Genomic DNA, 20,881 nt, shown 5'->3' on the forward strand with positions numbered 1-20,881 from the left:
GGATTGGCCCTTCTGTGGAAGTCCGAGCGCAGGCCATAGTGTCCTGCAATTTCAGGCGCGCATTATCCGATATCCGGAAGCGACTGTCCACTTCTGCACACGAGACGAGCTTCACGCGTTTTCACGAACGCACGACCAAAGGGCCCCCGCACGTCCCGACGACGCATCGCTAGAACGAGGTGCCGCCGCCAAACCTGAACTCCTGGACGATGTCGTATTTGCCTTTGGTGATCGGCACGGCATAGTCGAAGCGTAGCGGCCCAAACGGCGAGGCCCAGATCAGGCCGACGCCGACCGACGATCGCACCAAATTGCCGTCGTCATATTGCAGTCCGCAGGTCGGACAGGCCGCCGTGTTGACCTCGCCGGTGGCCGCCCACGACGTCGGCCCCTGATAGCCCCAAAGGGAGCCGGCATCGGCATAGACCGCACCTTTCAGGCCGACCTCCTTGGGCAGGAACCAGAACGGCATCTGCAATTCCATCGACGCGCCCCAGTATTTCGTGCCGCCGAGCGCATCGCCGCTCGCACCCAGGCTCCAATGGGTGATGTCGCGCGGGCCGATGCCGTTCGAAGCGAATCCGCGCACGAGGTTCGGTCCCATCTGGAAATGGTCGAGCATCCGCAGATCCTGATCGCCAAGCTTGTTGAGGATGCCGCCCTGGAGGTGGATCACGCTGACGATGTCGGACACGAGCGACGTGTAGTACTTCGTGTCGATCGCGGTCTTCAGATAGGTCACATCGCCGCCACCCCCTGCGGAATCCTGTCGGAAATCGATCAGCAACCCGTCGGTCGGGTTCTTGGTGTTGTCCAGCGTGTTGTAGTTCAAGGTATAGCCGAGCGCCGACGTCCAGGTCGCGCCGTTGGCCAGCTCTTTGCGGACCGGCAGGCTCGATTCGCCGTCGCCGTAACAACCGTAGCCGTAAACGCCGGAGTCCGTGGCGTTGGTCGGATCGACGCCGCCCAGCACGTTCTTGATGTAGGCCGGCGTCGGATTGAAGGCCAGCGACGTGTTCGAGGCGTTGTTGTTGCAATTGTTGTACGCGCTGGCGAGCGTGATGCTCTGCTGATAGAGCGAATAGCGCAGCTGGAGCGAGAGGTCCTCGCGCAGCGCAAAGCCCAGGCGCGGAGCGAAGCCCAGCGTCGTCACGCCATAGCTCGTATAGCTGTTCGACAATTGCTGGCGCCAGTAGGTATCGAATCCGAGCGCCAGCCGATAGTCGAGCAAATAAGGCTCGACGAAGGACAGAGATATGCCCCACGAGTACTGGCCGTAGCTGACCGACGCCTTGGCGTAGAGGCCCTTGCCGAGCAGGTTGCGTTCGGAGACCGAGACTTCGGCCAGCGCGCCGTCGGTCGTGGAGTAGCCGCCCGAGATCGAGAAATCGCCGGTCGATTTCTCTTCCATGTCGACGATCAGGATGACGCGATCGCTCGACGAGCCGGGCTCGGTCGTGATCTTCACACTCTTGAAGTAATCGAGGTTCTTCAGGCGCCGTTCGGCACGGTCGACCAGCGCGCGGTTGTAGGCGTCGCCCTCGGAGATGTCGAACTCGCGGCGGATCACGTAGTCGCGTGTGCGGGTGTTGCCGCGCAGGTTGATACGCTCGATATAGGTGCGCGGGCCCTCGTCGATGTTGAACACGACGGAGACGGTGTGCGCCTCGAAATTGCGGTCGCCGCCCGGGCGGACCACGGCGAAGGCATAACCGCGGCGCGACGCCTCGATCTGCATTTCTTCGACCGACTTCTCGACCGATTCGACGTTGTAGAGCGAACCGGCATAGACGCGCGAATAGGCCCGCAGCGACGAGGGATCGAAATTCGGAATGCTGGAGCGGAAGTCGACCGAACCGACGCGGTATTGCGCGCCTCCCTCGATCTTGAAGGTGACGTTGAAGCCCTTCTTCTCGGGATCGTATTCGGTGAGCGCGGCCACCACCTGGACGTCGGCAAAGCCGTTCTTGAGATAGAAGCGGCGGATCAGGTCGCGGTCGGCCTCGACCCGATCGGGGTCGTAGATGTCGCCGCTGGCGAGGAAGCTCAGGAGGTTCGATTCGCGCGTCTTGATAACGTCGCGCAGGCGATAGGACGAGAACGCATTGTTGCCGACGAACTCGATCGACTTGACGCCGGTCTTGGCGCCCTCCTCGATCGTGAAGATCAGGTCGACGCGGTTGTTCGGCTGCTCGATGACCTCAGGCGTGACGCGCACGTCATAGCGGCCGGACCGGCGATAGATTTCGGCGATTCGCAGCGTGTCGGACTGCACCATGGCGCGGGAGAAGGTGCCGCGCGCCTTGGACTGGACTTCAGACGTGAGCTGCTCGTCCTTGATCTTCTTGTTGCCCTCGAAGGCGACGCGTCCGATCACCGGATTTTCCACCACGGAGACGATGAGCTGGCCGCCGGGGCCGCGGTTGATCCTCACGTCCTGGAACAGGCCGGTCCCGATCAGCGTCTTGAGGCCTTCGTCGATGGCGGGTTGATCGAGGCGTCCGCCGGCGGCGGGGCGGAAATAGGAGCGGACGGTCTCCGCGTCGACGCGGCGATTACCTTCGACCACGATCGTCTCGGCGCTTTGCGCGGCCGCCGGCTGCGGCAACAGCGCGACGGGAATTGAACTCGCGATCGATACACCGCCCATCGCCACGGCGACCAGCAAGGCCCGCAACACCGACATTCCACACCTCAAGAGCACCTGCTGCTCTGAAACGAGACGGCTGTGGCCGCGTTGTGGCTTTGAGATTGCTGTACTGTTTCCGGTCGTTGAATTTGATTGACGGGTCAGGCCGCGGAGCCGCGGCTCGGAGAGATGGGCCCCGGCTCTGCCGCGCACCGTCGAAGGGACGCTGCGCTGCGTCCGGCACGAGAGCGGAATGTGGCGCACGCTCTCTCCACGTCATTGCGAGGAGCCCTTGCGACGAAGCAACCCAGAGTCTTTCCGTGGAGGGATTCTGGATTGCTTCGTCGCTTCGCTCCTCGCAATGACGGAGTATGTGGCGATAGCTGGCTCTCTCTCTAACCTCCGCTGTCATTCCCCGCCACCGGGTCTCGCCTTCGGCGAGCCCGATGACAGGCTCCAGCGGGGAATCCAGTACGCCGCGGCGTCTCGATCAATCACTGCTATCTCGGAGTACTGGATCGTCCGGTCAAGCCGGACGATGACAGTGAGTGTGGCTGGAGACATGCCCTCGCATTCTCGCGGCGCATTTCGCCCGAGCTTTGCTTGATCGCTCCACCCTCATAGCCAAGAGGGTGCAGGGAAGGCCGGGTGCCGGCGGCACCCGCGGTCCGCTGCGCATAGAGCACACGCAGGAAGAACCGCACAGCAGCATACAGGTGAAGCCCAACACACGGCCTTCCCTGCGCGATGGTCGGACGGCTTATGCCGTGCTCTCCCGGGAGCCGAGTTCCTTCTGGCCTCCCTCGCCCTCACGGAATTCACCGGCCCCGCGCCGGTTGACGCAGATGCCGCCTCCGCAAGAGCTTGACCGTAGCAACGACGGCCAGGACCACACGGTTTTGCCGTACGCACGGTTCGTTGGCGCCACAGGGTCCGACGGCGTTGTGCACCTTGCCACCGGAATATGACGCGACGAACCTGACAGCGCCGCTCGTCCGCGCGATGCGAAGGGTTCACGGAGAGCAATCCGCCCTGCCCTTGGCTCTCGCGCACGACGCTGCTGCGTCCACCGCAAGCCCGGCTCTGCGATCACACGACAACATGACCGCCCCTCAAGGGTGAGCCGGGATGGACGACACATACGTCAATTCCGAATTTCGGTAAAGTGGAATATTTTTCCGCGATGGAATTGACAGGGGGCGACACAGCCGCACGACGGGTAGCTCGGAGTGAGCCAGCGCAATCCGGGGTTCTGGCGTCTGGACGAACAGTGGCCCCGGATTTCGCTTTCGCTCATCCGGACTAAGTGAACTCACGCCTTCGGCATTCCTCGGATGAAAGCTCCATGGCTTCGCTCCGTCTCTCAGCCACGGCCCATGGAATAGAACTCGGCATTCGGACGCATGCTCGTCACGTTCGCAAGCCGGTTCGACATGCCGAAAAAGGCCGAGATCGCGGCGATGTCCCAGATGTCCTCCTCGGTGAAGCCATGGTCCTTCAGCGACGCAAAGTCGCTCTCGGACGTCTTGTACGCTTCCATCGAGACCCGAACGGCGAAATCCAGCATGGCCTTCTGACGATCGGTGATGTCGGCCTTGCGGTAGTTGATGGCGACCTGATCGGCAATCAACGGATCCTTGGCGCGGATCCGCAGGATCGCGCCATGCGCCACCACGCAATATTGGCACTGATTGAGGTTGCTGGTCGCAACCACGATCATCTCGCGCTCGGCCTTGGTCAGATTGCCGGGCTTGTCCATCAGCGCGTCGTGATAGGCGAAGAATGCGCGAAACTCGTCCGGCCGGTGGGCGAGCACGAGAAAGACGTTCGGAATGAAGCCGGACTTCTCCTGCACGGCCAGGATGCGGCTGCGGATGTCGTCGGGCATATCGGCGAGATCGGGGACAGGGAAGCGGCTGACGGCGCGTGTTTCGGTCATGTTGAGCTCCCGGGTTACTGCTCGTTGGAGATTGGCAAGATCGTCATTGTCCGTCACCTCGCGTCCGGATCATCGCAAGAAAGCCCGCAGCGAAGACGTCGAGCGCGTCGGGGCGCCGTTCCAGCTTGGCACGCAGCACCGCGCCCTCCCAGCCGGTCCAGAAGAATTGCGCGAGACTGTCGCAGTCGAGATGGTTCGATATCTCGCCCGCCTCTTGCGCCGACCGCAGGCAACGTGATGTTCGCGCTTCCCAATCCCGGAACACGGCGGCGAGGCGCTTGCGGAACGGCTCCGGCAGAACGCCCATCTCCTGTCCGAGATTGCCGACGAGGCAGCCGCGCCGGTAGCGGTATCTCGCCATTCCCGAGCGAGCATCCGCGATGAAATCGCCGATACGGTCGAGCGGCGCACGTCCGGTGTCGTCGAACCAGCGGTCCAGCTTGCGCGCGAAATAGCCGGCATAGGCGTCGATCAGCTCGAGGCCGAAAGCCTCCTTGCTGTCGAAGTAATGGTAGAATGAGCCTTTCGGCACCTCTGCCGCGTCCAGAATCTCCTCGACCCCGACGGCGCTAAAACCCTTCTCGGTCAGGATCGCGACGCCGGCGCGTATGAGCCGAGCGCGCGGCGCGTCGGGCCGTGTCTGGTCCCTGGGCGGACGGCCACGGCGACGCTGTTCGGCTGATGGCGAAATCGCTTTCACGACGATTTATTAGACCGATCGCCTTGCAAAATCAATCCGTCCATCGAAGCCGCCTCTTCGATGGCATCGCGATCGACCGGCCACCGCGAATCCAACGCGGCCATGAAGATCGCAGGCTCGATTGAGAAGGCGGGATGGCTGGCCGGCGAAGCGCGCCGACCGGGAAGTCGCGTTCACGACACCCGGGCACGCGATCCACATCCCGCGCCAAAGCGCCTTGACAGATGGCCCGGCTTCGTTGATGTAATGTTATAACATTACATAACGTCAGCCGAAATGCCCCATCCCAAGCGCCGCCGCCCTATCCCCTTGAAAAGGCTTTTCGATCTCCATGCACAAACTCCCCGTCACCGTCTTGTCCGGCTTCCTCGGGGCTGGAAAGACCACTTTGCTGAACCACGTCCTGAACAACCGGAAGGGCCTGAAGGTCGCGGTGATCGTCAACGACATGAGCGAGGTGAACATCGATGCGGATCTGGTTCGCGATGGCGGTGCGAATCTCTCCCGGACCGATGAGAAGCTCGTCGAGATGACGAACGGCTGCATCTGCTGCACGCTGCGCGACGATCTCTTGAAGGAAGTCCGCGCCCTCGCCGAACAAGGTCGCTTCGACTATCTGCTGATCGAATCGACAGGCATCGCCGAGCCGCTGCCGGTCGCAGCGACGTTCGATTTTCGCTCCGAAGACGGCGAAAGCCTGTCCGACGTGGCGCGTCTCGACACCATGGTGACGGTGGTCGACGCCGTGAACCTGCTCGGGGATTATTCGTCGACGGAGTTCCTGGAGCAGCGCGGCGAAGCGCTGGAGAACGACAAGCGCACACTGGTCGATCTCCTGGTCGAGCAGATCGAATTCGCCGATGTGATCGTCCTGAACAAGGTCGATGACGCCTCGCCCGGGCAGCGCGAGGCGGCGCGAAAGATCATTCGCGCCCTCAATCCGGAAGCGGACCTGATCGAAGCCAATCACGGCCGGGTCGCGTTCGACCGCATTCTCGACACCGGCCGGTTCGACTTCGAAAAGGCGCAAGCGCATCCGCTCTGGTACAAGGAGCTCTACGGCTTCGCCGATCACGTGCCGGAAACGGACGAGTACGGCGTGAGGAACTTCGTCTATCGCGCGCGCCGGCCGTTCGACCCTGGCAAATTCGACAGATTCATCAAGGAGCCCTGGCCTGGCGTCATTCGCGCCAAGGGGCATTTCTGGCTCGCGACCCGTCCGCAATGGCTGGGTGAAATCAGCCAGGCGGGTTCGATCATTCGCACAGAGGCCCTCGGCTTCTGGTGGGCCAGCGTGCCGGCCGAACGATGGCCGGACGATCCCTTATGGCGAAAGAAGCTTCGACAGAACTGGAGCGACATCTACGGCGATCGCCGCCAGGAAATCGTGTTCATCGGCGCCGGCATGGATGAAGACTCGATCCGCGCCCGCCTGGACGCGTGTCTCGTCACCGGAAAGCCTGCGATGGACATCGCGGAATGGGCACGGCTCGCAGACCCGTTTCCGGTTTGGCGGCGCGCGGATGAAGCAGCCTAGCGGAGGTACACATGGCTGATGTCATCCGACTCGTCCCGAAAGCCGAGCTCGAGCGGCTTCGTCTCATCCAGGAAGCTCGCGCGATCTACGACAGCATATTCCCGCCCAGCGATCTCGACGGTGAGCCGCCACATGGTTCGGCACGAAGCGCGCAAGGTGCATGCGAGTCCAACGGGAATTCAATGCGCGAAAGCGACTGACGAAGATCCTTCTACGCCGGGAAGTGGGATTGCGCTTTTGTCCCGAGGGGGTTGCTGGAGCAATTAGCCCAGTTTAAAGAAGCCCTTATGCGCAAACTCGACCCGATCAAGCACGAACAAAAGCGGCAAGAGATCCTGGCTGCCGCGATGCGCTGCTTTCTCCGAAGCGGACTGAGCGGCGCCTCGACGGCTCAAATCTGCGCTGAAGCGAGCATCAGTCCCGGTCACCTCTATCATTATTTCGAAAGCAAGGACGCGATCATCGCCGCGATGGCCGACGCCCGGCTCGAGGGCGCTTCCGAGCGAGTCAAGCAGGAGGTCCATGGCGGCGGCTCGGTCATCTCCGCGCTGCAGTCGGAATTCGAACAGCCTGCAAGTGCCGCCCAGTCTGCGCTTTTCTTCGAAATGCTCGCCGAGAGCCGACGCAATCCCGCGATGGGGAAGATCTTGCACGGCCGCAGTCGGAGCATGCGCAACCTCATCGCCGAAGTGATCCGCCACGGACAAGCGCGGGGGGAGATCCAGCCGGCATTGCACCCCGAGACTGCAGCTATGGCTATTCTCGGTCTGATGGATGCGAGAAAGGCGGTATCGCTGCACGATCCGAAACAGGACGCCAAGAAGGTCACGGCTCTCTTCAAGCTGTTCATCAATGGGCTCCTTTGCTCGGACGGAAAGACAGCAAAGCCCTCGCGGCCACGGACGCCTGCGCAACGATCGCGCTCCGCCTGATCCAGGCTCGATCAGGGACGGAGCCCTCGCTTCACAAGCGGGAATGCAGAATAGATCGCCCGGAGACACCGAAATATCATTCGGGTTCGTCGATGCACAAAAGGTCTACATCCCGGTATCGCTCTCGGCAAAGCTGGGGCTCACGACGCTCCGGGCACGTCTCACGCAATACTCACCTCCGCTCCGAGATAGAAGCGCCTGATATCTGGAGGAAGAGCGAATGAACTCCATGGCCACGTTTGGAAGAGCCAGCCCCTCGCCCGATACTGCAGGAGTTAGCGACGGGGTTGAGAACGACCAATGACTCGCCGGTCGCGTTACGGGACTGACCGGCGGAAGAATGAGCCGCTTCCGCACATTCATGGATCGTTGCACCGATTGCCCGAGTGATCAGACATTCTTCCGCAATAGTCCGACGCCGAATGATTCAGGCTGCGCTTGCAGTCCGCGCCTTACGCGCTTTCTCCTGGTGGCGAGGGTGTTATATACACCGTCATTGGAACCATATCTTTAGTGGCCGGTTGGCTTGCTGTTGGGCCATCGTCCTCCAGGGCAGTCCGACAACCGGCACGAGTTCTAGCCGAGCATCCGTCGGGGACCAATCCCATGATGGACCACGGGAGTAGGGTTGGAAATCGGTTGTTAGCAGCGTTGCCGCCGGCGGATTTTGCTTTGCTCGAACCTCATTTGCGGAAAGTCGTGCTCGCGCGCGATGCCATATTGGTTCGATCGGGCGATCGGATCGAACACCTTCTTTTCCCCTGTAGTGGCGCGATCGCCTTCATCGTGGACTTGCCCAATGGGCAGACGGTCGCCACGGCGGTGATCGGCCATGAGGGTGCCATCGGTCTGTCGTCTGCGCTTGGCGTATCTCGCTCACCCGTGACAGCGGTCGTCCGCGTCCCAGGGGCAGTGCTGCAGATGCCGGCAGCGAAATTTCTGACGGCTCTGCGTCGCAGCCCCGCGATCACATCCATGGTGCAGATTTTCACGCGATCGCTGTTGACGCAATTGCAGTATGTTGCGGCCTGCAATGCCCTGCACTCCGTCGAAGCCCGGATGGCGCGCTGGCTGCTTCACATTCACGACCGGGCAGATGGCAGCAATCTCATCCCGCTCACTCAGGAGACCATATCGGAGCTACTGGGCGTCCGCCGTACCACCGTCACGCACGTCGTGAGTGCGTTGCGGGCGTCAAGAGGCTTGAAATCGAATCGGCGGGGCCAGCTCGAGATTGACCGGCCGCGGCTCGAAGCCGTTGCGTGCGAGTGCTACAAGCTGATGAGCCGCAAGATCGATCGGATCGTGTCTCAGGGCGCAGCCGAGGTTCTTCACGCCACGATGGCGCGAGACGCTTGCCAGCTCCCCGGCTGACCATCCGGGGCAGGCTCGTAGACCCAAGCCTCTCTAGCGAACCACTCGTGTGTAGTCGCGCAGAGCCGGCAATAGGTGCGCGAAAAGAAAACTGCACTGGATCGGAACCTCTCGCGATTGGTCTCGATACCCGTTGAAATGGCACTCCCCGTTTCCGGGCACTTGATCATCACCATACCCATCTTGATTTCCCGCAATCTTTTGCCGGCCCCGGCTACGCGAACCCGCCGTCGGCTGGACCCGCACCTCCGCTTCGCCGAGATGCCTGTCCAGCCGATCCGCGAGGCTGGTAGCCTCATTCAGACAGTCTTATGCGACGGTCCTGTTCAATACCCGGTTGAAGCCGGCCTTAATGGGATCGGTCGTGTCGATGGCGACCCGCTGCGCGAGCTGCCAAAGCTCCCGGTTCTGTGTGGAGGCGACCTCGAAGGCTTCGCGGCTTTGGGCCGTCGAAAGATGTACGACATCCAGCAGCGACCTGGTCTCAGCGAGCCGGGACAAGAATTCCAGACTGGAGCTCGTGTTGTCCTTGGACATCTCCATGACCCTGGCGCCGTAATCGACAACACCCTTCACGTTCATGGAACAGGCTTCGCGGAGAACGTCGCTGATCTCCTCGGAAGTCGCCTTCATGCTCTCGATATGTTTCTTGGCCATGGCGGCGCCCTGCTCGGCGAAATCGCGGAAGACTTCCTGGAAATTCATGATCGGTAAATCGAACCTCGGCTTTGCTCCATTCGCAATATCATTCACTGGATCGGAATGCGTTCCGACTTTCACATTGGCATCATTCACGAGCTTTCATCCCTTCAAGCGAAACTAGGTGATGGATTGAAGACCCCTACCGCTCCTGGCGTTTGCTGCGTCAGAAGCTCAGTGCCCCTGTTCTTGGCGTAAGGATGCCGCTGCGGATGAACCGCCCGCCCCCCGTACCGGCAACGACTATGATCGATTAAAACCGGGCCATCCGTTCGCTTTCGGACACTCGCCGCGATAATTCGATGGAATTGCGACCAAGCGGCGCAGGCTTGGATTTCAAATATACCAATTTGCAGCGCACGCTCGCTTGTCCTCCGAGCTGACTCGCTTTCCGGACGTGGCCCGGCTCACACCGGCCGCGCTGCCGGTCTTCTTCCCGATCAACTCGATCTCTGAGACTCTCGAGTTCTGCGAACTGCGAGGCCAGCGCTTCGATACGTTGCAGAAGAACAGCAGCGGAGTGGTTCGATCGAGCGTGCATGGCAGGCCTCCTCTCGAAATGTCCTGGAAAATCCCCCAGCCTTGACGACCGGGAAAAATATGCAATTGATCGAGATGCCGCGCACTAACATTTGGCATGCTGCGTCGCCCAAGCGATGTGGCGGCGCGTTAGGATCGCGCTCGGGTGTCGCGCGGTGCACCAATGCTAGGAGCCGGTTGCGCTCGAAACTCGCGTGGCCGGTCGTTCGCAATCGGGATTGCGCTTGCGCGCATTGTCATCTTCATCTGCACAATCAAGGCTTCCGGCTGCGCTCGGATTTCCAGAGCTCCCCTCGGTCGCGACGGGACCGTTACCGCCCGATCCCCCTCGACCACCAGATCCACCGCCGGACGTCCCGCCGGCTCTGGCTGACCCGCTCTGACGACCGCCGGATGCTCCACCACCCCCGGATCCACCGCCGGTGGAGCCGGAGCCCCCTGACGATCGATCGTTGTCGAAGAATGACCGCCCCCCGTCATCGCCCCGCGCCGCGCCGCGCAAACCGCCTGAGCGTGCAATCGCTGTTGATGTGAGGGAGGTGGACAGGAGTAGGGTCATGACCGGGGGTGTAACAGCCGCGAACCGTCCGCAGGTTTTCAAGAATGTCCGCCGATCGTCATCTTTATCGTCGTCGCGGGTCACAATGCGCACTCCTCTATTTAATAACTTGTTCCCACAATATTATAAATTAAATAAAGGCTCAACAAATATTTAAATGGCGTCGGTACCCACGTGCAGCTTGGTGGAGACCTCGGGGCGCGCAGCGGCTTGCGGGTAGCGGCACGCCCCGTCCAACAGGCGCCTGTTCCGGGTAATTCTACCGCATTCAGGGCACGTCCAAGCGCAGGAAATTCAGCTTGCATCCCAATTTGATATATTTAATTATATAATCTCTTCGCCGAATTTAATGCCACCGACGGATCATTGCCACATGCCACTGCAATTTCACCGTCCCGCTGCCGAGGGCATTGAGATCTGGAGCGCAAGCAGCGATGGCTTCTCCTTCGTGATCAGTTTCGGCAGCCCCACCGGTCCGGGCTTTCATGGACGCTCCGGCTACTTGGCGAGTTGGCGACCGCTTTTCGAGAATATTGGAGCCATCAAGATCAGCGGCTCGCCGTTTCAAACGCTGGCCGAGGCCGAAGGGGCCTGCCGCAGCATGCTTGAATGTCTAAGCGCGATCGCCGACGCTGACAGCACAAAACAATGACCAATATGAATGGCGCTACGCGCGTGACGCCCACGTCATTTTGCGCTGGCGGGATCTCGCTGTGGTAGGGCGGAAACGTCGATTTCACGAGCCTCCAGACGCAGCTCGTTCCGTGAAATGGCCAGCGCCGCGAGAACGGTCCGGTTGCTGATGTCCAGCTTCTGAAAGATGTGATGGAGATGCACTTTGATCGTACCATCCGTGATTTTCAGGCAACGACCGATTTCCTTGTTCGATAATCCCTCGGATACGAGCCGCATGATCTGCCGCTCCCGGCCGGTAAGCTGCGTCAGTGACTTCTCTTCACCAGCCTGAGGTTCGTCGCCGAGCTCTCCGGGACTGGCCGAACGTGACGCCAAGCGTTGGCTCTGGGCTACCTTCCGCAGGGTCGCGACCAACGTCTCCAGCTTGGCGTCCTTGCCGAGAACGAGACAGGAACCGCCCATAGCCAAGCTTTGCAGTTCGCGAACGTCTGCCGCATCTGCGAAGAGAACCACCTGAGTACCTTGGCCCTCGGCATTTGCGAGGGCAAGCAAGTCCGGCAGCCTGATATCAGACATTGTAGCATCAATCAGCGCAATGTCCGGCACAAGAAGCCGTATTGACTGGGTGCAGCTTGCTGCATCTCCGCAGGAGGCCACGACCGCAAGATCACTCTGCATCGAAAGGAGGCTGCTGACCCCCTGCAGGACGATCGGGTGTCGATCCGCGATGACAATTCTGATGCGGCGCATGTTTCTCTGCCCGAAGATCAAAACCCGCACGGCGGCGGTTTATTCCAGCAATGCCCCTGCTGACGCGTGACGCGCGTTAACCATGAAGCCGGCCCGCACCGCAAAACTTGGCATCTGCCACGGCACGTAGCGGCCGGAGCACCGTAACTTGCTTCGGATATGCCTGCAGCACCGTAGGAATGCGGGCTCTGCTCGCCCAGCCGAGCCATGAATTCGTGTAAAGTCAGGCCCATTGGACAATTTTAAATAGGTGTGCCAAACAAACTCTCGCAACGATATATTTGCGTCGACATCGACTTATCGTTCACTGCGGATTATTACCAAGGATATATAGTTACGCTCGCGATTCAAATCTAACCTTCAGCAAAGTTTCGCCGAAAGTGAGGCGCAACTGGAAGGCAAGAAACGTTGACCTATCCACCCAGCGGGGGTGCGTATCGGGTACAAATAGCGGCAATCTTTTATTTTTGGCCGTAGCGCCGGGAGGCTCGAAATGAGGAGCGCAAATTTTCTCAAGTGCCCGACGTCGAGGGAAGGAGGCGGACAGACACTTTTCAACGAGAATGGTTTTCAATTCCGATTATAGGAGCGCTGATCGGCAAAGTGATCGGCTCTTCGCCAGGCCGACAAACTTCGCCAGGCGGTCATCAGTAATCTTCAGTAGCGAGTAGGTGGTCACATGTACTCTGCGGCGATTCTGCGTCAAACTCATCAAGCTTTGATCGTTCAATTCACTGAATTGCAAAATTTGCGTAGTCGCGTGTTGAAGGCCGAGCAGCGCATGTTCGGCAGAGGGCGAGCCAGCCGGCGAATCCTCCTCAGGAGACGCCCGCTCGGTCGGAACGTCGTCCCCAGTCGGTAGCGCTAACAAAGCTTGCCCGACCGGGCTTGGACCTGATATGCCCCACTTCCTGCTTTGAGACTGGAAGTAGTGGGGACAGCTTCCAATGGACAACGACAACTGGACGTCCGCCAGTACGGCGGAGCTTTGGCGGCTGTACGACGAGGTGACTGCGGTTCTTAGCCGCAGGATGACCGCAGAAAAAGTCAAGCTCGAAGAGCGACTTCGCAGGCTGGAGGGCACTGCCGATGGCCACGGGGCACGGGAACGCCGCCCCTACCCCCCGGTGCTGCCAAAGTATCGGAATCCCAAGAATCCATCCGAAACCTGGTCGGGTCGCGGCAAACAGCCCCGATGGCTGAAAGCGCAACTTCGCGCCGGCAAGAAGCTGAATGACCTCCTGATCAACCGCCCATCTGGACAAAAGCGCCGCCGAACCGTTTGAAGCCCCGACTATCGTCGGGCCGGTGGTCCGAACATTGTCGCGGGCGCCCCTTTAACGGGTCCCGTCCTCCTTCCCGCTGGGGCTGCCATCGTTGCCATTGTTGCCCTTGCCATTGCTGCCCTGCACAATCGCTCGCCAGAACCAGCCATAGCGGTTGAGGTCAGAGAGGTTGAAAGCAGCAAAGCCATCGCTGGAGGAGCAACGAGGGCGAATTTCCTCAGCTCTTCAAGAACCGCCGACGCTCGACGATCTCGGCATAGGGTGAGCCATGCCATCCTCCCGCCGGTCCAGCCGGTCGGCAAATGACCGGCGCCCGGGCATCGCGCATTCAAATATGTTGCAATTTAATCTGGCGCCGGAAAAATGGCCTTAACTGCCGGCACCACTCGGACATCCGGCGCCCGCTCGAAGACTATTTATTTTGACATTTGTATTTTAGGATTTAAAACTCAAATTAAATATGGAGCGGCGCGGATGAGAGTAGGACAGACGGGGGCGAAGGCTTTTCATGAGCGACGCCTTGCGCCGAACATGCATGCGCGAAACCTTGGCCGCACATTTTCATCGATGATGTCTTTCCAGCAGAGTTATTTGACATGCCCGCGGGCCGAATGCACTGCCCTCAAAGAGTCCCTCTGACGACCACGAACAGCGGATTGGGGCCAGCCCTCCAGCATCTGTTGAGCTCGGCGCATCGTGCCCGCTTCCGAGAATTCGCATCGGCAGCACCACCTGAGCGCTCATACGCGATCTGTTCGACATCGCGCTCCGGACAGCGCGCAGTTGGTTTCCAGAGCGCACCGTTCAAAAATACGATGAAGCCGGTTTCCTTCACGGGCAACAGCGGGGCAGATCGATGACTGTGACTGGAACGACGGTCGCGCAATTGCAATCCGGCGATGCGGGCATGAAAACTTTTCGCAGACCAGGCTTCTCTCCTGTTCGTCTACGAACGCTGATGAAGCTCGCCGTCGCGGAAACGGGACTGGACATGTCGGGAATGACTGTGCTGACCGAAGCCGCAACTGGCGCTTATGCCGTGACCCCCGTCCTCGCAGCGATGGCCGGAGCCAAGCGCGTCCACGCGTTCACGAGGCCCGGCCGCCATGGGACCGTGCTCGATGCCAAGCGCGAGACCATGGAGCTTGCGGCTCTTCTGGGTGTCGCTGACCGTATCGAGATTTTGGATAGCATCAGCCCTGAGATGCTCCACAACGTCGATATCGTAACCAACAGTGGCCACCTTCGTCCTCTCACTGCTGAACTGATCGACCAGCTGCGCGACGACGCCGTGATTGCCTTGATGTTCGAGGCCTGGGAATTTCGCGGTGAGGACCTCGATATCGAAGCGTGCGCCCGGCGCGGAATCCCTGTGGTCGGAGTCAACGAGCGGCACCCCGCCGTCGACGTCTTCTCATTTCTCGGCCCGCTCGCCGTGAAGCAGTTGCACGACTGTGGTCTGGCGGTCCTCGGCAACAAGATAGGCCTGCTCTGCGACAACGACTTCCTTGCTCCGCTGCACACCGGGCTGACAAGCCTCGGGGCGAAGGTCAAGACATTCGACAGTGTTGCAGCTGTCCACCCCGACGCGTGGGACGCCTTCGTCGTCGCCTTGCAGCCAGCGACCACGCCACGCGTCGGCCAGGCAGAGGCGACACATTTGGCCGCCTGCGCGCGCGCCGGCGCTGTGGTGGTACAGTTCTGGGGCGATATCGATCGAACGGCGCTGGCGCGAAATGGATTCGCTGTCTGGCCAACGAGCCCCGTCAAGCAAGGCCACATGGGCATTCTGCTCTCGGACATCGGCCCCGAACCGATCGTACGATTGCAGACCGGCGGCTTGCGCGCAGCCGAATGGGTTCGGCGCGGTGGCGCCGTAACTCCGGATGGCTTCGCCCAGCTCGTACCGTGGCCGGCGGCGACATGACGGAACCCCTGCAGCCCGATGTCGTGCTCCTCGCGGACGGGCCGACGGGCTTCGCGGCGCTTCGCTCCTTGGCGGCGCGGTGCCGTGTGGTCCAGATCTTCCGAAAGCCGGACCAACCTGAGGTCCGCGCGTTGAGCGCATTCGCAGAAGCACGAGGCATCCCGGTTACGGAGTTGCTGGAGTTGAACCAGCTCCAGAAAGTGATCGAGGACCTGCGCCCGGCGGCAGTTGTGATCTCCTCGTTCGATCGAATCATTCCCCCGCGCATTCTTGCATCGTGTCGCTTCGTCAACGTGCACTATTCCCTTCTGCCGCGTTATCGCGGCCGCGCCAACGTCAATTGGGCAATCATCAACGGCGAGACCACCGCCGGCATCAGCATTCACCTCGTCGTCCCGGAGCTTGATGGCGGCAATCTGCTGTTTCAGAAGGCCATCTCGATCGGTGCGAACGACACCGTCACCTCTCTCTACGATCGCCTCAACGCGATCCAGGAAGATGAACTCGGCGGGGTCGTCGTTCGAGCGATCACCGGCTATCAGGGCACAGCTCAAGATGCCGATCACGCCTCCTATGGCTGCACCCGTGTTCCGGACGATGGAGAGATAGACTGGCGGCAACCAACCGACACCATCGATCGGCTGATCCGCGGCTTGACGCCGCCATTTCCTGGTGCCTTCACCCACCTTGCCGGGCAGCGTCTCATCATCACTCACGCCTCCCCCCAGCTTGATGCTCGCGGCTATGTCGGCCGCGTGCCGGGCCGGATCGTTGGGCGATCATCTTCCGAAGGCTGGGTCGATGTGCTGACCGGCGACGGCGTATTGCGTATGTTCAGCGTCCTGCTTCCCGACGCCGAGCAGCCGTGTGCTGCCGCTTCCGTCATCGGATCGACGCGAGCTACCCTGGGGCTGTCGCGCATCGATCTTCTCCGCCGGATCGTCGCGCTTGAAGATCGGCTGGCTTCGCTCGAGCGGCTGAATAGCGCTCACAGGTAAGCGCAAGCGGTCCGGCCAAGGCAGCCTCAGGCTCCGGCGTCGCCCATGCCTCATACCCCTTCGCGTCCAACGGTGACCCACAGCCCGTCACTGCCTGCGCTTTGCACGCGAACCCAGCGATAGGGCGTCCGCGACCACGGCTTGATCCGTGGCGTCAGATTGTCGAGGACGAAATCGCCGCTCCTAGTCCGAACCAGAAGCACCAGATGATGCTCGCCGGACCTCATGACCACTTCGCTCAATAGGAGGACGCGCGCCGGCCAGCCGCGCCGGAGCAGCTCGTGACGCTTGCTCACCGCGTAATCGTTGCAATCGCCACGATCGGGGTTGATGGTCCACTCTTCGCCGGCGAGACCGAGCTCGTTGCGAGCCGGTTCTATCGCCTGATTGACCATGCGATTGATCTCCTGCAGGTCTGCCCATCGCGTCTCGGTCAACCGGATCGGGCCGCCGCGGAACGAGCGCTGCGGACGACATTCGGCGTCATACCGCAGGCAAAACATCGTATATGTGAGAGGCGGAAGCGTTGGGCGTCCGAGTTCAATGCGCGCAGGAGCCGGCGGCGTTCTTGGCACGGTCAACAATCCCGCACGAGCCCACTGAATGCCTCCGATCATAACAGCAATGGCTGCCGCAACGGCCGGCCCCGAGGTTCGCTGCATCCGCCGCCCCCTGAGAACGCCAACTTGGTCAGGATTCGCTGCTTCGAGCCTCCCGGTCGCGGAAACGGCCCGGTCGCTCACACCCTTCGATATTAATTCTATTTAATTTAAATAACAACAATAAATGCACATTAAATCGACGCGAATGCCGCACGCAGACGCCCCCGGGATGTCCGCAGAGCCCTGCAGATGCAAACATCAGGACGAGTGAATAGGGGGAAAGTTTTTGGTCGGTCGGGCCACCGGACGGAGGGGCCCGATCAAGAGCGCCGCGAGGGAGTTGCCCGCGCATCCAGCGATCTCAAGATTTACCGCCGAATATGATTTGAGTTCTTGAACGCGGGCACTCAAACTAGGTCGTACGCTCCCGTCGCAGGGCGTGATGCGCTTTCGTCACCGGCGCCCTCGGGTGGGGCGCCGGCGACGAATGCTCGCGCGAAAGATCTCACCGCTCCTTGAACGCGTGCCCCGCCTGATCCTGCAGCGGCTTGAGCAGGTATGACAATGCGGTCCGTCCTGCCGTCTTGATGAACACCTCGACCGGCATGCCGGGCAGCAGCTTGGCCGAGCCGAGCTTCGCCAGCTCCTCCGGCTTCAGCAGCACGCGGCCCGTATAGTAGCTCGTGCCGGCGCGCTGATCTTGCGTAATATCCGCCGAGACCATGCTGACCTCCCCATCGATTTCGGGCGTGGTCTTCTGGTTGAACGCTGCGAAGCGCATCGTTGCGGTCTGTCCCACATAAACTTGGTCGATATCGCGCGGTGCGATCTTGACCTCGATCGCGAGCGAATCTGCATCAGGTACGATCAGCATGATCTGCTCGCCGGGCGAGATGACGCCGCCAACGGTGTGGACGTTCAGCTCGTGGACACGACCCGATTGCGGAGCCCTGATATCGACCCGATTTAGCTGATCAACGGCGGCAGTCTTGCGCTCGCTCAGTTCGGCGAGCTTCGAGCGCGTGTCGATCAGGTCCTTGCCGACTTCCGTCCGCAGGTCCTGGTCGATCTGAATGATCTGGAGCCCGATTTCCGAGATCTTGCCCTTCGACTGAGCAATCATTCCGGCGAGCTGGCTGCGCTCGCCTTCGATGCGCGCGGAGTCGCGCTCGAGGGCATTGAGCCGCGTGATCGGCACCAGATTCTTCTGCCAGAGGCTACGTACGCCCTCGAGCTCCTGGCGGATGAATTCGACCTCTTTCTGCTTGGCCTCGGTCTGCCCCATGTAGCCCTTGATCTCGTTTTCAAGCTGCGCGCTTTTCTCCTGCAACTGGGCTTTCTGGCCGCTCCTCGCCTGACGCCGCAAGTCGAACAGCTTGCGCTCCGCGGTGATTGCACGATTCGCCTCGGAGTTGCTTTCCTTGGAGCGGTCGAGCAGCACCTTGGGAAACACGACTTGCTCGGCGCCATCGCGCTCGGCCTCGAGACGAGCCTGCCGCGCGAACAGCTCATCGATGCTGTTGGTGACGATCGTCGCATTCGCGAGCGTCTGGGTCTCATCGAGCCGGATCAGAATGTCGCCTGCCCTGACCCGGTCGCCTTGCCGCACGCGCAACTCGCCCACGATCCCGCCCGTCGCGTGCTGGACCTTCTTGACGCTCGAATCCACCACAACCACGCCTTGGGCGATGACCGCGCCCGACAATTGGGTCGTTGTCGCCCAGCCGCCGACCCCGAAGGTCACCAGAGCCAGCATGATCATTCCGACGATCATGTAACGCTGGATGGATTGCAGCGCCGGCGCTACCTGACCGCTCATCGGCCACCTCCTTGAGCTTCCCCGACAACTTTGAGCGGTACCGGATTTCGCAACACTTTGTTGAGAACCTCCTCTTTCTTGCCGAAGGACTGAACCCTGCCGTCTCCGAGACACAAGACATGGTCAACCGCTTCCAGCGCCTTCGGGCGATGGGCGACAACGGCGACAATTCCCCCCCGGCGGCGCACGTTCATGATCGCCGCGGTCAAGGCCTCCTCGCCCTCGGCATCGAGATTGGACGAGGGTTCATCGAGCACAACCAGGAAGGGCTTGCCGTAAAACGCGCGCGCAAGCCCGATGCGCTGCCGCTGCCCGGCGGACAGCGCCAGTCCTCCCTCGCCGATCTTCGTGCTGTATCCGTCCGGAAGGGAGAGGATGAGGTCGTGCGCACCGGCGGAATGTGAGGCTTCAAGAACAGCGGCGGCGGTTGCCTGCGGGTCGAATCGTGCAATGTTCATGGCAATGCTGCCGTCGAACAATTCGACATCCTGGGGCAGATAACCGATGTGCTTGCCGAGGGCGTCCGAAGACCAATGATCGAGGGCGGCGTTGTCGAGCCGGATCCGGCCTCGAACGCACGGCCACACCCCAACCAGCGCACGTGCCAGCGTCGACTTGCCGGACCCGCTTGGACCAATGATTCCGACCGCCTGCCCGCTCCGAAGCTGGAATGACACTTCGCTGAGGGTGGGCCTCTCGCAGTTCGGAGCGCCGACATAGAGATGCTCGGCGGTGAGGGTTTCAACGGGCGCAGGTAGCGCCAACCGCTCCTGCTCTTCGGGCAAAAGCTTCAGCAAGTGATCGAGCCTCTGTCCCGACTGCCGCGCAGCGACGAAGCCTTTCCAGTTCGCAATGGCCATCTCGACGGGCGCCAGTGCCCGCGCGGTGAGGATCGATCCGGCAATGATGATGCCGGCGGTCGATTCCTGGTTGATGACGAGGACGGCCCCGACGGCCAGAACCAGCGATTGCAGGATTGCCCGGAATATCTTCGAGGCGCCACCGAGTCCGTTCGCGACATCGCTGGCCCGCTCTTGCGCCGCGAGGTACTTCGCGTTGGCATCCCGCCAGCGCAACGCGGCCTGCTGGCGCATGCCCATGGCCTGCAAGACTTCGGCATTCCGCCGCCCCTCGAGCACGAGGGCAGTTCGCGATACGGCCAGACGCGAGGTCGCCTTCGCCGGCCCTCGGGTTCGAGTCTCCGTGAGGATCGTAATGCCGACAAGCACCAGGGCGCCGGCCAGCGCAGTGACGCCGATCCAGAAGTGAAAGAGGAAGCAGACGCCGAGATAGATCGGCATCCAGGGCAGATCGAACAGCGCCGTCGGCCCGCCGCTCGACAGGAAGCTGCGGACCTGATCAAGATCCCGCACCGGCTGCAAGCCGTCGCCATCCGCCCTGGTCTTGAGAGGCAGGCGAACAAGCGCGTCGAAAACGCGAGCGCCCAGCATTTCATCGAAATACCGCCCGACCCGGGCACTTATCCTGCTCCTGATGAGGTCGAGCCCACCCTGAAACAGGTAAAGCACCGTCGCCAGGACCATCAAGGCGATCAGTGTCGGTATGCTGCGTCCGGGCAGCACCCGGTCATACACTTGCAGCATGAAGAACGAACCGGTGAGCATGAGGAGATTGCTCATCCCGCTGAAGGCCGCGAGGGCCCAGAAAATCCGGCGGCAGGACCGCAGGAAGGCCGACAGCTCCGATTGCGAATCGTCATAGTCATCCGCCGGCCGCGGGCGACCGGTGAATATTCGTTGCCGCAGAGCTTCGATCGGGCGCCTTGCCCAATCGACCAGCCGCGATGTCCGCAGCTCGGCGCTTTCCGCCCGCTGCCGTCCAGCCGCCCAGAGCTCTGATATGTGAAGAAGTGGAATTCGAATGAGATTAGCGGGCGGGGGGAATGCCCCCCGCCGTCCAAAGTCCATCATGGTAGCCGCCCTTGAACCATGCC

At 61.2% G+C, this 20,881-nt stretch carries 16 protein-coding genes; 8 read left to right on the forward strand and 8 right to left on the reverse strand.

What is annotated here, in order from left to right:
* Nucleotides 1-169: 169 nt before the first annotated feature.
* The 3 genes from bamA to acuR all read right to left on the reverse strand — a co-directional run bounded on the left by bamA (nucleotide 170) and on the right by acuR (nucleotide 5,268).
* The gene (gene bamA / locus LPJ38_RS33080; protein ID WP_231088470.1) at nucleotides 170-2,686 is read right to left on the reverse strand and encodes an outer membrane protein assembly factor BamA; all 2,517 of its coding nucleotides are present in this window, start codon (nucleotides 2,684-2,686) and stop codon (nucleotides 170-172) included.
* Nucleotides 2,687-3,992: 1,306 nt separating this feature from the next.
* Nucleotides 3,993-4,568 (reverse strand): peroxidase-related enzyme, encoded by a 576-nt coding sequence (locus LPJ38_RS33085; RefSeq protein WP_145638703.1) that lies wholly within the window; start codon nucleotides 4,566-4,568, stop codon nucleotides 3,993-3,995.
* Between the two features lie 43 nt (nucleotides 4,569-4,611).
* Nucleotides 4,612-5,268 carry an acrylate utilization transcriptional regulator AcuR gene (gene acuR, locus LPJ38_RS33090; RefSeq protein WP_231088471.1) on the reverse strand — a complete coding sequence of 219 codons (657 nt, stop codon included), beginning with the start codon at nucleotides 5,266-5,268 and terminating at the stop codon, nucleotides 4,612-4,614.
* A 331-nt stretch (nucleotides 5,269-5,599) separates the two neighbouring features.
* Between acuR and zigA the strand changes: the two genes are divergently transcribed.
* The 4 genes from zigA to LPJ38_RS33110 all read left to right on the forward strand — a co-directional run bounded on the left by zigA (nucleotide 5,600) and on the right by LPJ38_RS33110 (nucleotide 9,111).
* A complete protein-coding gene (gene zigA, locus LPJ38_RS33095; protein ID WP_145638705.1) occupies nucleotides 5,600-6,805 on the forward strand; it encodes a zinc metallochaperone GTPase ZigA in 1,206 nt (401 codons plus the stop codon).
* Between the two features lie 11 nt (nucleotides 6,806-6,816).
* Nucleotides 6,817-7,005: a hypothetical protein gene (locus LPJ38_RS33100; protein WP_145638706.1), complete on the forward strand. Its 189-nt coding sequence runs from the start codon at nucleotides 6,817-6,819 to the stop codon at nucleotides 7,003-7,005.
* A gap of 87 nt (nucleotides 7,006-7,092) precedes the next feature.
* Nucleotides 7,093-7,737 (forward strand): TetR/AcrR family transcriptional regulator, encoded by a 645-nt coding sequence (locus LPJ38_RS33105; RefSeq protein ID WP_145638708.1) that lies wholly within the window; start codon nucleotides 7,093-7,095, stop codon nucleotides 7,735-7,737.
* A 606-nt stretch (nucleotides 7,738-8,343) separates the two neighbouring features.
* The gene (locus LPJ38_RS33110) at nucleotides 8,344-9,111 is read left to right on the forward strand and encodes a Crp/Fnr family transcriptional regulator (RefSeq protein WP_145638710.1); all 768 of its coding nucleotides are present in this window, start codon (nucleotides 8,344-8,346) and stop codon (nucleotides 9,109-9,111) included.
* A gap of 309 nt (nucleotides 9,112-9,420) precedes the next feature.
* On the opposite strand, the gene LPJ38_RS33120 is transcribed toward LPJ38_RS33110, so the two are convergent.
* Nucleotides 9,421-9,906 (reverse strand): phasin family protein, encoded by a 486-nt coding sequence (locus LPJ38_RS33120; protein WP_145638714.1) that lies wholly within the window; start codon nucleotides 9,904-9,906, stop codon nucleotides 9,421-9,423.
* A gap of 1,376 nt (nucleotides 9,907-11,282) precedes the next feature.
* Here LPJ38_RS33120 and LPJ38_RS33130 point away from each other — a divergent pair.
* On the forward strand, nucleotides 11,283-11,561 hold the full coding sequence (locus tag LPJ38_RS33130) for a nuclear transport factor 2 family protein (protein ID WP_008557470.1): 279 nt from the start codon (nucleotides 11,283-11,285) through the stop codon (nucleotides 11,559-11,561).
* 35 nt (nucleotides 11,562-11,596) lie between these two features.
* Here LPJ38_RS33130 and LPJ38_RS33135 read toward each other — a convergent pair whose 3' ends face one another.
* A complete protein-coding gene (locus LPJ38_RS33135; RefSeq protein WP_145638716.1) occupies nucleotides 11,597-12,295 on the reverse strand; it encodes a LuxR C-terminal-related transcriptional regulator in 699 nt (232 codons plus the stop codon).
* A 947-nt stretch (nucleotides 12,296-13,242) separates the two neighbouring features.
* Between LPJ38_RS33135 and LPJ38_RS33140 the strand changes: the two genes are divergently transcribed.
* The 3 genes from LPJ38_RS33140 to LPJ38_RS33150 all read left to right on the forward strand — a co-directional run bounded on the left by LPJ38_RS33140 (nucleotide 13,243) and on the right by LPJ38_RS33150 (nucleotide 16,506).
* On the forward strand, nucleotides 13,243-13,581 hold the full coding sequence (locus LPJ38_RS33140) for an H-NS histone family protein (RefSeq protein WP_145638718.1): 339 nt from the start codon (nucleotides 13,243-13,245) through the stop codon (nucleotides 13,579-13,581).
* A gap of 856 nt (nucleotides 13,582-14,437) precedes the next feature.
* A complete protein-coding gene (locus tag LPJ38_RS33145) occupies nucleotides 14,438-15,508 on the forward strand; it encodes a hypothetical protein (protein ID WP_231088472.1) in 1,071 nt (356 codons plus the stop codon).
* The gene (locus LPJ38_RS33150; RefSeq protein ID WP_145638720.1) at nucleotides 15,505-16,506 is read left to right on the forward strand and encodes a methionyl-tRNA formyltransferase; all 1,002 of its coding nucleotides are present in this window, start codon (nucleotides 15,505-15,507) and stop codon (nucleotides 16,504-16,506) included. Before LPJ38_RS33145 ends, LPJ38_RS33150 begins: the two co-directional genes overlap by 4 nt.
* A 50-nt stretch (nucleotides 16,507-16,556) precedes the next feature.
* Here LPJ38_RS33150 and LPJ38_RS33155 read toward each other — a convergent pair whose 3' ends face one another.
* The 3 genes from LPJ38_RS33155 to LPJ38_RS33165 all read right to left on the reverse strand — a co-directional run bounded on the left by LPJ38_RS33155 (nucleotide 16,557) and on the right by LPJ38_RS33165 (nucleotide 20,858).
* Entirely contained in the window at nucleotides 16,557-17,168 is a 612-nt protein-coding gene (locus tag LPJ38_RS33155; protein WP_145638722.1) for a transglutaminase-like cysteine peptidase, read from the reverse strand.
* A gap of 445 nt (nucleotides 17,169-17,613) precedes the next feature.
* Nucleotides 17,614-18,927 carry an HlyD family type I secretion periplasmic adaptor subunit gene (locus LPJ38_RS33160; RefSeq protein WP_145638724.1) on the reverse strand — a complete coding sequence of 438 codons (1,314 nt, stop codon included), beginning with the start codon at nucleotides 18,925-18,927 and terminating at the stop codon, nucleotides 17,614-17,616.
* The gene (locus LPJ38_RS33165; RefSeq protein ID WP_231088473.1) at nucleotides 18,924-20,858 is read right to left on the reverse strand and encodes a type I secretion system permease/ATPase; all 1,935 of its coding nucleotides are present in this window, start codon (nucleotides 20,856-20,858) and stop codon (nucleotides 18,924-18,926) included. The genes LPJ38_RS33160 and LPJ38_RS33165 overlap by 4 nt, the downstream gene beginning before the upstream one ends.
* Nucleotides 20,859-20,881: the final 23 nt, after the last annotated feature.

This window comes from Bradyrhizobium daqingense (genome assembly GCF_021044685.1).
Lineage (GTDB): Bacteria > Pseudomonadota > Alphaproteobacteria > Rhizobiales > Xanthobacteraceae > Bradyrhizobium > Bradyrhizobium daqingense.

What these genes read in the sequence shown, in the direction of transcription:
- bamA (WP_231088470.1), bottom strand. Translation starts at nt 2,686, where the DNA reads ATGTCGGTGTTGCGGGCCTTGCTGGTCGCCGTGGCGATGGGCGGTGTA.
- LPJ38_RS33085 (WP_145638703.1), bottom strand. Translation starts at nt 4,568, where the DNA reads ATGACCGAAACACGCGCCGTCAGCCGCTTCCCTGTCCCCGATCTCGCC.
- zigA (WP_145638705.1), top strand. Translation starts at nt 5,600, where the DNA reads ATGCACAAACTCCCCGTCACCGTCTTGTCCGGCTTCCTCGGGGCTGGA.
- LPJ38_RS33100 (WP_145638706.1), top strand. Translation starts at nt 6,817, where the DNA reads ATGGCTGATGTCATCCGACTCGTCCCGAAAGCCGAGCTCGAGCGGCTT.
- LPJ38_RS33105 (WP_145638708.1), top strand. Translation starts at nt 7,093, where the DNA reads ATGCGCAAACTCGACCCGATCAAGCACGAACAAAAGCGGCAAGAGATC.
- LPJ38_RS33110 (WP_145638710.1), top strand. Translation starts at nt 8,344, where the DNA reads ATGATGGACCACGGGAGTAGGGTTGGAAATCGGTTGTTAGCAGCGTTG.
- LPJ38_RS33130 (WP_008557470.1), top strand. Translation starts at nt 11,283, where the DNA reads ATGCCACTGCAATTTCACCGTCCCGCTGCCGAGGGCATTGAGATCTGG.
- LPJ38_RS33135 (WP_145638716.1), bottom strand. Translation starts at nt 12,295, where the DNA reads ATGCGCCGCATCAGAATTGTCATCGCGGATCGACACCCGATCGTCCTG.
- LPJ38_RS33140 (WP_145638718.1), top strand. Translation starts at nt 13,243, where the DNA reads ATGGACAACGACAACTGGACGTCCGCCAGTACGGCGGAGCTTTGGCGG.
- LPJ38_RS33145 (WP_231088472.1), top strand. Translation starts at nt 14,438, where the DNA reads ATGACTGTGACTGGAACGACGGTCGCGCAATTGCAATCCGGCGATGCG.
- LPJ38_RS33150 (WP_145638720.1), top strand. Translation starts at nt 15,505, where the DNA reads ATGACGGAACCCCTGCAGCCCGATGTCGTGCTCCTCGCGGACGGGCCG.
- LPJ38_RS33155 (WP_145638722.1), bottom strand. Translation starts at nt 17,168, where the DNA reads ATGCAGCGAACCTCGGGGCCGGCCGTTGCGGCAGCCATTGCTGTTATG.
- LPJ38_RS33160 (WP_145638724.1), bottom strand. Translation starts at nt 18,927, where the DNA reads ATGAGCGGTCAGGTAGCGCCGGCGCTGCAATCCATCCAGCGTTACATG.
- LPJ38_RS33165 (WP_231088473.1), bottom strand. Translation starts at nt 20,858, where the DNA reads ATGATGGACTTTGGACGGCGGGGGGCATTCCCCCCGCCCGCTAATCTC.